The organism is Methylocaldum sp. (assembly GCF_039794385.1).
Classification (GTDB): Bacteria; Pseudomonadota; Gammaproteobacteria; order Methylococcales; family Methylococcaceae; genus Methylocaldum.
Genome location: NZ_JBDIVO010000169.1, coordinates 1 through 9,825 on the forward strand (window position 1 = coordinate 1; position 9,825 = coordinate 9,825).

A 9,825-nucleotide genomic window follows, 5' to 3' on the forward strand; every position below is an offset into this window, starting at 1 on the left:
GGCCGGGTTAATCCGGGGCAGGGATGCCCCGGCGCGGCGACAAGCCGCGTGAGCCCAGGCCGGGCGTGTACCGGCCTGGGCGGCGGCCCGAAATACCAGGAGGGTATTTACGGGCCTGATTAATAAAGCGCCCCCTTCGGAATCTACGCAGGTAAAGCAGGTTTCCCATGCTCCCGTTTGGAAACCTGCTTCACAAAACTCCCGCTTTTGCAGTTTGGCTTAGCGCCCGAAGTAGGTCGGCAATCCTTTGCCGACACCCGCCGTCGGCGAGGGCCTTTGTCGGCAAAGGATTGCCGACCTACACATTGCGATGCCCACTGCTAAACCGCGGTGAAAAATGCGCGAGGACTTTTCCGCTCCATCTCAGCGGTCAACTGCCGTTTCTCGGGAATCCATAAGCAAGCTCGGAGATGTCAAAACAAATACGTCCCGGTGGCCAGCGCTCTTCCCAATAGGTTGGATAGGACTGGTATAGTGGAAGAACTTCCGGTCGTTGATCAACAAAAGTTCTCCAGGGTATAAGATTTTGTCAAAAACAGGATTACCGGTTTTATTTTTGTACAGATGCGTTTCCCCGCCCTGAATATTTCTCCGGTCAATAGAATAGATACAAACAAAGTCGGCACCGTCGCTGTGTATACCTTCTGGCGCCGGATTTCCAAAGTTATCCGGGGAGCATGTGGTTCGTATCTGATGAACGCCTATTTCGGCACCGATATCGAGACTGCAAAAATCTCTGAATATCGACAGTAGGCTTTTGAACATTCCGAAATTGACGAGCTCCTCATCCAATTCGGAAAATTCTCGTTTTATACCGCCGACCAGGGGATTATATTCTTTGGGTTGGAAAAGAAAGCCATGCGGCATTTTAACGATGCCATCCTCAGAAACCTTGAACCGTGATAGCTTTCGAAGACGATAGTCACCCTTGATATAAGGGTCGACGGGAAGACTGCTGAAAAACGGCTCAAAAGCCTCCGGATCCATGGCTCTTTCCGCCCGCATGACGAACAGAAAACCGAATTCGAATCCAGTCGATCCAAATACTTTTTGCATAGGGCACGCTCTCCCTAAAAAAGGTGGCCTCCCACTATTCTCTTGAATTCCTGATACCGTTTGTCGTCGTAGAACAGTTCTGCGTGCCTAGTACTTTATAACATGGCATAAGATCGCCAGTTTATGTGTTTATCGGCACGATAAGAGCGTGAGATACTTTCATGCGAATATCGTAACCATAATGTTACGCGTTCGGACGTATATCCGATAACAGATTACGCGCCTGATTTTATAAACTTCGACCCATAAACTCGGCAGAAGTTTCAGATTACCCGGACTACTGCAAGAAATACCGGCTGCCGTGAATATGTGCCAGGATGCGTATTCGATCAGCGCCATTTCAATATTCTTCCGGCAATTTAGCGGCATCATGTCTTGTGCGCTTTCTGATTTTCCAATCGCAGTATGTAGAGGATCGGCTGAACCTGCGAACCCCATCGATCGCAAACTAATACCGACAGCGAAGATAGACCCGAAGCATCCGGAAGGACTCGGCGTCCATGCCGTCGCGGCACACCGTAACGGCGTGTGTCTTCGTTTCGGTTTTAATGTGCAAAATGACTATCCACGTGGTGACGATGCTGCTGTCCAGCACGGTTCCGGATTGCATACCGGACCGCAGGAAGATCTCGCATTCGCCTCCCGGTTTGAGGACCAGTTCCCTGACGGCCGGATTCAATGAATATTCCCTACGACAAAGGAACAAACTGAACAACACGGCGCCGAGCAGCCCCAGCCTCGTCCACGCCGGCAGCGGGTTGGCCAGGGACGCAAACGCCGCCAATGCGTGAACCGCTGTCACGGCGACGGCCAGGCTGCGGGACGGATTAAGAAGAAGACGGAGAGGCGGAACGGATTTTGAGGACAAGCTCGGCCAGCGATGAATCTATGGGGACGCAGTCGGTATAAAGATAGCGCCAAAGCCTTTCGTCCGGTTCATCGAGAAGCCGGATGAAGGTCGATTTTTCCGTTTCCGGCGCTTGATCGTAAGCACTATCCAGGTAGCGCTGCAACAGCAGATCGAGTTCCCGCATGCCGCGGCGACAGCGCCATCGGAGCTGGGCCGCTTTCATCGGCTCAGAGAGGGTGAACAGAACTACTGCGCGGCCCATATTCGCTCCTGCGATGCTCAACGTACCCCCTGTACGCCTGCGCTTCTCGTAGCGAATATGGGCCGCTCGCCACGTTTTTTTCACCCTCTCTCAACGCTGCCGCTCGATCAAGAGCTTCTTGATTTCGGCGATGGCCTTGGCTGGATTCAGATATTTCGGACAGACATGCGTGCAGTTCATGATGGTGTGGCAACGATACAGCTTGAACGGATCTTCCAATTCGTCCAGCCGCTCGCCGGTGTTCTCGTCCCGGCTGTCCACGATCCACCGATAGGCTTGCAGCAAAACCGCAGGCCCCAGGTAGCGTTCGCTGTTCCACCAGTAACTGGGACAAGCCGTCGAGCAGCATGCGCACAATATGCACTCGTAATAGCCTGTGAGCCGGTTTCGCTCCTCCTTGCTCTGAAGACGCTCCCGATCGGCCGGCGGCGGCGTTTGAGTCTGAATCCACGGCCGAATCGAGGCATATTGGGCGAAAAAGTGGGTTTGATCGGGCACCAGATCCTTGATCACCGGCTGATGCGGCAGAGGGTAAATTCTTATCACCTCGCGGCAATCGGCGATCGCCATGGTGCAAGCCAGGGTGTTGTGTCCGTCGATGTTCATGGCGCACGAACCGCACACGCCTTCCCGGCAGGAGCGGCGGAACGCCAGCGTGCTGTCGATCTCGTTCTTGATCTTGATGATGGCGTCGAGAACCATCGGCCCGCAGCGATCCAGATCGACCTCGAAAACGTCGAGGCGCGGATTTTCTCCGGACTCGGGATCGTAGCGGTAGATTTCGAATCGCCTGACATTGGTGGCGCCCTCGGGCGCCGAATATACCTTGCCGGGTTTGACCGTAGAATTCTTGGGTAGTGAAAAAAGCCCCATAACCTTTACTCTAGTACACCCGCTTTTGCGGCTGAATGACTTCGACCTCGTCGGTCAGGGTGTACAGGTGGACCGGACGATAATCGATACGGACATTGTGACGCTCATCGAGCCACAGCAGCGAGTGTTTCAGCCAGTTTTCGTCGTCCCGTTCGGGAAAGTCCTCACGGGTATGCCCTCCCCGGCTCTCTTCGCGGTTGAGCGCTCCGGCGATGGTCACCATGGCCTGGGCGAGAAGATTCTCGAGCTCCAGGGTTTCGACCAGATCGGTATTCCAAATGAGCGAACGATCCGAAACGCGCACATCCTGAAAGGAGTCCATGACGCCTTTCAACTGGTCGACGCCTTCCTGCAGCACCTCGCCCGTCCGGAATACGCCCGCATGGCTCTGCATGCTCCTCTGCATCGCCAGGCGGATGTCCGCGGTTTTCCGCGAGCCCTTGGCGTAGCGCAGCCGGTCGAAGCGGGCCAGCGCCGGATCGTAAGCATCCGGCGGAAGCGGTTTGTGGAGCCGCTTGGGCTGGATCAGCTCGGCACAACGCAATGCCGCCGCCCGCCCGAACACGACCAGATCCAGCAGGGAATTGGACCCGAGCCGGTTCGCCCCGTGCACGGACACGCAAGCCGCCTCGCCGATCGCCATCAAGCCGGGCACCGGCGTCTCGGGGTTGCCGTCCTTCAGCGTGACCACTTCACACTTGTAATTGGTGGGAATGCCGCCCATGTTGTAATGGACGGTCGGAATGACCGGAATCGGCGCCTTCGTAACATCCACGCCGGCGAAGATCATGACGGTCTGGCTGATGCCGGGCAGCCTTTCTTCGACTACCGCAGGATCGACATGTTCAAGATGCAGGTAGATGTGATCCTTGTCCGGCCCGACACCCCGCCCCTCCAGGATTTCCCGTGTCATGGCGCGGCTCACCACGTCGCGCGAGGCCAGGTCCTTGGCGTGGGGCGCGTAGCGCTCCATGAAACGCTCGCCTTCGGAATTGGTGAGATAACCGCCCTCGCCTCTCACGCCTTCGGTGACCAGGCAGCCGGCTCCGTAGATCCCGGTGGGATGGAACTGCACGAATTCCATGTCCTGGAGCGGCAATCCGGCTCGCAGGACCATGGCGTTGCCGTCTCCGGTCGTGGTGTGCGAGGACGTGCAGGAGAAGTAGCAACGCCCGTAACCGCCGGTTGCGAGGATCGTCATGTGCGAGCGGAACAGGTGCAAGGTTCCGTCATCCAGGCGCCATGCGAGCACCCCGCGGCATTCGCCCTCGTCCATGATGAGATCCAGAGTGACGTATTCGGTGAAGAACTCCACCTTGTGCCTGAGCGATTGCTGGTAGAGCGTATGGAGAATGGCGTGGCCGGTAAAGTCCGCCGCCGCGCAGGTGCGCTGGGCGGAGCCCTTCCCGAAATGGGTGGTCATGCCGCCGAAAGCGCGCTGATAAATCTTGCCGTTCTCGGTACGCGAAAAAGGGACGCCGTAATGCTCCAATTCGATGACGGCGGGAATCGCCTCGCGGCACATGTATTCGATCGCGTCCTGATCGCCCAGCCAGTCGGACCCCTTCACCGTGTCGTACATATGCCAGCGCCAATCGTCCTCGCCCATATTGCCCAAAGCGGCGCTGATGCCGCCCTGAGCCGCCACGGTGTGGCTGCGTGTCGGAAAGACCTTGGTAAGGCACGCCGTTTTCAGACCTTTTTCGCCCAGTCCCAGCGCCGCGCGCAAACCCGCGCCGCCGGCTCCGACAACCACGGCGTCATAGGTATGGCGAATGATCTCGTAGGCCTTGGTCATGCTACCCCATGAACACGATGCGCAGCGTTGCATAGAGCGACGCCAACGCCAGAAAGGAAAAAACCAGCTTCATGCCCAGAATGCTGAGCATTTTCAGCCATTCGGTATGAATGTAATCCTCCATCACCACCTGCAACCCCAGCGTGGCGTGATAGAAGACCAGAATGATGAAAGACAACAGGAAGATACTGTTCCAAGGCGTCGCTATCCACCGAACGACTTGCTCGTAATCGGCATGAGGCAGCGAAACGACTACGGGCGCAAGCCAAAATATCAGAGGAATCAGCGCGATAGAGGTCACCCGCTGCCGCCACCATTCATGAGTTCCCTGTTTGGCCGAGCCGAGTCCCCGGGCACGGGCAAGCGGTGATCGATAGTTCATGGGCCCTTAGAAAATCGTGATCATGTGAGTAGGAATAACCCCAGGGTCAGCAACACCGCAGCGACCAACTCCAAATAAGCATACCGATCCAAAGTGTCACGATCGAAACCGTGCCCGGTGTCCCAGATCAGATGTCTGACGCCATGGGAAAAATGAAAGAACAAAGAAAAAAGCCAGGCCCACAACAGTAATTGCCCCGGCAACGAGCGCAGAACGGCTTGTATCCAGGCGAACTGAGCCTCTCCCTCGGCGACGGCCATCAGGCACACTGCCCAAAAAACCAGGCCGACGCTTAATAACACTCCGGTTATTCGATGCGTGATCGACAAGACCGCGGTCAGCGGCAAGCGGTAAATCTGAAGATGGGGCGACAGCGGACGCTCACTCATAACTTGGCGAAACACCTAGGGTCTTGTTCCTGGCTGCGATGGCAAACCTGCGCCCAGCAATCTTTGCCGGACGCGCCGAGAACCGCGTGCATGGAAACTAAAAATCGATACACCGTCCGTCCTTTTCCCAATCTCCGTAGCGGGTAGGCTCTGGGCGCTCTGCGTCCTTGCGCGGAGCAGCTTGCGATTCGGATTTTGTCGCTTGCCCATTCTCCAATTCTTGATCGCTGTTTGAGGACTTGAGTTCCTCAGTCATGACACAACTCCTCCGAAGCCTGTTTTATGGCTTTTATACCTTGGCAGGGAAGTGATCACAAGCCGTTCGCGACACTCTTCGCGGCTGGCGTCCGAAAATATTATCAGTAAGGAATCTTTCGCGAGAGGTTTTGTCGAACTTTTACAAACTTTCGACCGGTGGAATAAATACGGTCGAAGAAAGGTACATATTTCGTCAATACGTATATGTACGCAACGTTATGAGCCAGTCAGGGCAGATGCTTTGTCGATGGCGAATATTTGGAGAAATGTCATGAACTGGGATCAAGTCAAAGGAAACTGGAAACAAGTCAAAGGCACGATTAAAGCTCAATGGGGTCGGTTGACCGACGATGAGCTCGACGAGATTAATGGCGAAAGAGAAAAACTGATAGGCAAGATTCAGGAAAGATACGGGATAGCCCGTGAAGAAGCGGAAAGGCAAGTAGAAGGTATGAAGATGTAAATCGAATACTTGGCTAGCTGACGGTAACGCCGTCTTTCCACGCTCCTCGAGCGCCACCAATCAGGGATGTACCGTCAGTTAGCGCGTCGACTACTTGAATAGAATAAGTGGGGCATTGCCGCTTTTAAGGTAGTTACCTTTTGCTGATAAATTCAAGATATAACTCAAGCCATTTCGGTATCTTCTTGCGTCAATATATTCTAATCACGCAATTTTCATAAGGAGATTGACATGGAAAAAGCCGTATTTTGTGTCGCCAAGACGAGAGAACAAGCCGAGTTGATTATCGATCGTTTGAGATCCTCGGGATTTTCAAACAACGATATCTCCGTCCTTTTTCCCGATAAGTCCACGACCAAAGATTTCGCCCACGAGCAGCACACCAAGGCACCGGAGGGAGCTACCGCCGGAGGAGTCGCAGGCATGGGCGTGGGTGCCGTGCTCGGTTGGCTTGCAGAAATCGGCACTATTGCAATACCTGGTGTCGGCCCCTTTATCGCTGCCGGACCTATCGCGGCGGCACTGACCGGCGCAGCTATCGGCGGAGCAACCGGAGGAATCATCGGAGCTCTGGTCGGCATGGGAATTCCGGAGTACGAAGCCAAACGTTACGAGGGCAAGATCAAGAGCGGGAACATTCTGATTTCCGTGCATACCACTGACAGCCACCAAAGGTCCAAAGCCAAAGAGATTTTCGAACAGGCTAATGCGGAAGACATCGCAGTGAGCGGAGAAGCGAGCGTCACCTAACCAGCGGACAACTTCGCTTCGGAGCAAACATCAGGAGACGTATATGCCATGGGACGAATCCAAACTTAATACCCTATTGCGAGACGAAATATCCGCCGTCGAAACCTATCAACAGGCTCTGGATAAATTGCGTAATGAGCCGCAGGTTGGAGAAGTGCAGCAGATTTCTTCGATTTGCGAAGATCATCGAGACTCCGCCAACAAGCTCAGGGAGCGGATCATTCAGTCCGGAGGCAAACCCACGGAGGACTCCGGAGCCTGGGGAACCTGGTCCAAAATGGTCATGGGCGGCGCCAAATTATTAGGTGATAAGGCGGCTCTCACCGCCCTCCGCCAAGGAGAGGAAAACGGTATTCAGGATTACCAGGAAGCCCTGCTGGATGCGGATATTCCGGCCGATGTCCGAAACTTGATTCAAACCACGCTGTTGCCGAGACAACAGCAACACCTCAACGTTCTGAACAGGCTCATCGGGACCACCTGATCCTGTTGCGGCGCGGCCGCAGAGAGCCGATAGAGAGGGAATCTCGCTGCGGCGCTCTGTCCACCGCGCCTCGTTTGTTTCGGCGAACTATACCGATCTTCGAGTCGGTGCCCGGCTGGAATGAGAGGACGTTTCCATGCGATTGAATATTGCCGACTCCGTGATCGTCATTACCGGAGCGTCCAGCGGCATCGGCAGAGCGACGGCGATGAAGGTCGCCGAACAGCATGGAACGGTCGTGCTGGCGGCCCGCCAAGCGGACGTATTGCACGAAGTGGTGCGGGAATGCGAGCAAATCGGCGGACGCGCGTTGGCGGTAAGGACCGACGTCACCGACGAAGAGCAAGTCAGGCAATTGGCGCGCCGTGCCATCGAGACTTACGGGCGAATCGACGTGTGGGTCAACGATGCCGCCGTTACCATGCTGTCCCGGTTCGAGGACGCGCCTGCGGATGCATTTAGACGCGTCATCGAAACCAACTTCTTCGGTTATGTTCACGGTGCACGGGCGGTTCTGCCCTATTTCCACAAGCAAGGTTACGGTGTATTGGTCAACGTGGCGTCGGTAGTGGGGAAAGTGGCGGCGCCGTATGCCAGCGCGTATGTCGCCAGCAAGTTCGCCATCACCGGATTCTCGGAAAGCTTGCGCATGGAGCTTCGCGATACGCCCGACATTCACGTGTGCACCATTCTGCCTGCAACCATCGATACCCCGTTGTTCCAACATGCCGCCAACTACTCCGGAAAAGCGGTTCAGGCGATGCCGCCGGTTTATGCGCCCGAAGACGTAGCGGAGGCGATCTTGGAGACGATTCGCCATCCGAAGAGGGAGGTCACGGTGGGCAACGCGGGGCGGATGATCGCCATGTGGAATCTTGCGCCGCCGCTGGCGGAACGGATGGTGGCAAGAAAGGTGGAGCGACGTCACTTTCAAGACCGGCCCGGACCGGATTCGCCCGGAAACCTTTTCGAACCCATGCCCGAATTCGACACCGTGCGCGGCGGCTGGCTGGAACCCCATCAACAACGCTATCGAAAGACGGCCTGGACTGCGGGCACCTTGGCCCTGCTCGCCGGTCTTGGCGCGGCGCTTTACCTGAACTCCTCCAGACGCTCGACGCCACGAACTGCCGAAGCCGGCAACGTTCTACCGAATCCCGATAAATAGCCTGAACCTCTCCCGGAGGCGGGGTCTCATTCGGAAATAGATGTCCGCACGTACGAGCCATCGTTACCTCGACATCAGGGATATTCAATCCCTATCAATGGTCTTAAACCTATATCAAGACTCGGTATCGAGGCGGGCCTCGGTTTAACCATCATTGGAGATCGGCAACTTAGCTTTGTATTTTTAGTCTTTTTCCCAACTTGTTGTAGACAAGAGACAAAACAACAGGCCGCCTGTTGTTCATAAGGGCAATATATTCGTTCTTATACTATTCCATATCACCCTTCAAGTACGTATTCGCCAGCCGCTTTAGACCATCTTCTTAAAAACATTCATAACCTGGTCTTATTTACCTTCTCACAGATCGTCAAGGTATTTAGATCGATTTGCCAAAAGGAATATACCAGCAGTTCTAGTTTATCGGAAAACCATGATTTTTAACTAAGAATACGAATTAATACGACTGTTTTTTCCTGGTATCTCGAAGAATAATTTGTCAATTATCAACCATCAGAAGGCGAGGTGATGTCATGGCTAACGTAGATACTGATTTAGATAGCACCAAACCTGCCTCCTCGACTCAGTCCGGTACTGGAATGGGTACCACAGGCAGCGCGGAAATGCGTTCGTCGGATATTAAGACCGAAGCCAAGGAAGTAGCCGGCGAAATCAAGCACGAAATGCAACGGCTGAAGGAAGAAGCCAAGCAAAGAGGTGAATCATTGTTCAGGGGTCAGCGCAACGCCGCGGCCTCGGAAGTCGGCGGCATGGCGGAGGCCTTGCATCGAACCGCTCAACAGTTGAACGAGCGGGAACAAGGTACGACCGCCCGCTATGTCGATCGTGCGGCGGGAGCTCTCGACAGAATGGTCGATACCATTCGCGAAGGAGATCTTCGCACCATGATGAGAAAGACGGAGGACTTCGCCCGCCGAAATCCGGGGGTCTTCTTCGGTGGAAGCGTACTCGTGGGTTTCATGCTTTCACGATTTCTCAAGAGCTCGGCAGAACGGAGAGAAACCGAGCCGGCGCATGGCTCCACGGAGCGCGTGGGAACCGAAACCCGATATACCCACTGAGGTTTCCGATTCC

13 protein-coding genes are annotated in these 9,825 nt (G+C 55.1%); 5 read left to right on the top strand and 8 right to left on the bottom strand.

Annotated elements, in window-relative coordinates:
- Positions 1 to 363: 363 nt before the first annotated feature.
- The 8 genes from ABJK70_RS14480 to ABJK70_RS14515 all read right to left on the bottom strand — a co-directional run bounded on the left by ABJK70_RS14480 (position 364) and on the right by ABJK70_RS14515 (position 5,866).
- Positions 364 to 1,056 carry a 2OG-Fe dioxygenase family protein gene (locus ABJK70_RS14480; RefSeq protein WP_347258323.1) on the bottom strand — a complete coding sequence of 231 codons (693 nt, stop codon included), beginning with the start codon at positions 1,054 to 1,056 and terminating at the stop codon, positions 364 to 366.
- Positions 1,057 to 1,504: 448 nt separating this feature from the next.
- Positions 1,505 to 1,858: a protein YgfX gene (locus ABJK70_RS14485; RefSeq protein WP_133717410.1), complete on the bottom strand. Its 354-nt coding sequence runs from the start codon at positions 1,856 to 1,858 to the stop codon at positions 1,505 to 1,507.
- A gap of 25 nt (positions 1,859 to 1,883) precedes the next feature.
- The gene (locus ABJK70_RS14490; RefSeq protein WP_240502445.1) at positions 1,884 to 2,168 is read right to left on the bottom strand and encodes a succinate dehydrogenase assembly factor 2; all 285 of its coding nucleotides are present in this window, start codon (positions 2,166 to 2,168) and stop codon (positions 1,884 to 1,886) included.
- A 90-nt stretch (positions 2,169 to 2,258) separates the two neighbouring features.
- Positions 2,259 to 3,041 (bottom strand): succinate dehydrogenase iron-sulfur subunit, encoded by a 783-nt coding sequence (locus tag ABJK70_RS14495; protein WP_347258324.1) that lies wholly within the window; start codon positions 3,039 to 3,041, stop codon positions 2,259 to 2,261.
- Positions 3,042 to 3,051: 10 nt separating this feature from the next.
- Positions 3,052 to 4,839: a succinate dehydrogenase flavoprotein subunit gene (sdhA, locus tag ABJK70_RS14500; protein ID WP_347258325.1), complete on the bottom strand. Its 1,788-nt coding sequence runs from the start codon at positions 4,837 to 4,839 to the stop codon at positions 3,052 to 3,054.
- A gap of 1 nt (position 4,840) precedes the next feature.
- The gene (gene sdhD, locus ABJK70_RS14505; protein WP_077729373.1) at positions 4,841 to 5,221 is read right to left on the bottom strand and encodes a succinate dehydrogenase, hydrophobic membrane anchor protein; all 381 of its coding nucleotides are present in this window, start codon (positions 5,219 to 5,221) and stop codon (positions 4,841 to 4,843) included.
- A 20-nt stretch (positions 5,222 to 5,241) separates the two neighbouring features.
- Positions 5,242 to 5,610: a succinate dehydrogenase, cytochrome b556 subunit gene (gene sdhC / locus ABJK70_RS14510; RefSeq protein ID WP_077729372.1), complete on the bottom strand. Its 369-nt coding sequence runs from the start codon at positions 5,608 to 5,610 to the stop codon at positions 5,242 to 5,244.
- A gap of 97 nt (positions 5,611 to 5,707) precedes the next feature.
- Positions 5,708 to 5,866: a DUF1674 domain-containing protein gene (locus tag ABJK70_RS14515; RefSeq protein ID WP_077729371.1), complete on the bottom strand. Its 159-nt coding sequence runs from the start codon at positions 5,864 to 5,866 to the stop codon at positions 5,708 to 5,710.
- A gap of 273 nt (positions 5,867 to 6,139) precedes the next feature.
- Between ABJK70_RS14515 and ABJK70_RS14520 the strand changes: the two genes are divergently transcribed.
- From ABJK70_RS14520 to ABJK70_RS14540, 5 genes are all read left to right on the top strand, one after another.
- Positions 6,140 to 6,331, top strand: a complete 192-nt coding sequence (locus tag ABJK70_RS14520) for a CsbD family protein (protein ID WP_077729369.1) — start codon at positions 6,140 to 6,142, stop codon at positions 6,329 to 6,331.
- Between the two features lie 231 nt (positions 6,332 to 6,562).
- Entirely contained in the window at positions 6,563 to 7,081 is a 519-nt protein-coding gene (locus ABJK70_RS14525; RefSeq protein WP_077729368.1) for a hypothetical protein, read from the top strand.
- Between the two features lie 43 nt (positions 7,082 to 7,124).
- The gene (locus ABJK70_RS14530) at positions 7,125 to 7,565 is read left to right on the top strand and encodes a DUF2383 domain-containing protein (RefSeq protein ID WP_077729367.1); all 441 of its coding nucleotides are present in this window, start codon (positions 7,125 to 7,127) and stop codon (positions 7,563 to 7,565) included.
- A gap of 136 nt (positions 7,566 to 7,701) precedes the next feature.
- Positions 7,702 to 8,733, top strand: coding sequence for an SDR family oxidoreductase (locus ABJK70_RS14535; protein WP_077729366.1), 1,032 nt, complete (start codon positions 7,702 to 7,704; stop codon positions 8,731 to 8,733).
- 620 nt (positions 8,734 to 9,353) lie between these two features.
- Positions 9,354 to 9,812, top strand: coding sequence for a hypothetical protein (locus ABJK70_RS14540; RefSeq protein WP_077729365.1), 459 nt, complete (start codon positions 9,354 to 9,356; stop codon positions 9,810 to 9,812).
- Positions 9,813 to 9,825 lie beyond the last annotated feature (13 nt).

Excerpts from the sequence above, each read along its gene's own strand:
- ABJK70_RS14480 (WP_347258323.1), bottom strand. The coding sequence starts at position 1,056 with ATGCAAAAAGTATTTGGATCGACTGGATTCGAATTCGGTTTTCTGTTC.
- ABJK70_RS14490 (WP_240502445.1), bottom strand. The coding sequence starts at position 2,168 with ATGGGCCGCGCAGTAGTTCTGTTCACCCTCTCTGAGCCGATGAAAGCG.
- ABJK70_RS14495 (WP_347258324.1), bottom strand. The coding sequence starts at position 3,041 with ATGGGGCTTTTTTCACTACCCAAGAATTCTACGGTCAAACCCGGCAAG.
- sdhA (WP_347258325.1), bottom strand. The coding sequence starts at position 4,839 with ATGACCAAGGCCTACGAGATCATTCGCCATACCTATGACGCCGTGGTT.
- sdhD (WP_077729373.1), bottom strand. The coding sequence starts at position 5,221 with ATGAACTATCGATCACCGCTTGCCCGTGCCCGGGGACTCGGCTCGGCC.
- sdhC (WP_077729372.1), bottom strand. The coding sequence starts at position 5,610 with ATGAGTGAGCGTCCGCTGTCGCCCCATCTTCAGATTTACCGCTTGCCG.
- ABJK70_RS14515 (WP_077729371.1), bottom strand. The coding sequence starts at position 5,866 with ATGACTGAGGAACTCAAGTCCTCAAACAGCGATCAAGAATTGGAGAAT.
- ABJK70_RS14520 (WP_077729369.1), top strand. The coding sequence starts at position 6,140 with ATGAACTGGGATCAAGTCAAAGGAAACTGGAAACAAGTCAAAGGCACG.
- ABJK70_RS14525 (WP_077729368.1), top strand. The coding sequence starts at position 6,563 with ATGGAAAAAGCCGTATTTTGTGTCGCCAAGACGAGAGAACAAGCCGAG.
- ABJK70_RS14530 (WP_077729367.1), top strand. The coding sequence starts at position 7,125 with ATGCCATGGGACGAATCCAAACTTAATACCCTATTGCGAGACGAAATA.
- ABJK70_RS14535 (WP_077729366.1), top strand. The coding sequence starts at position 7,702 with ATGCGATTGAATATTGCCGACTCCGTGATCGTCATTACCGGAGCGTCC.
- ABJK70_RS14540 (WP_077729365.1), top strand. The coding sequence starts at position 9,354 with ATGCGTTCGTCGGATATTAAGACCGAAGCCAAGGAAGTAGCCGGCGAA.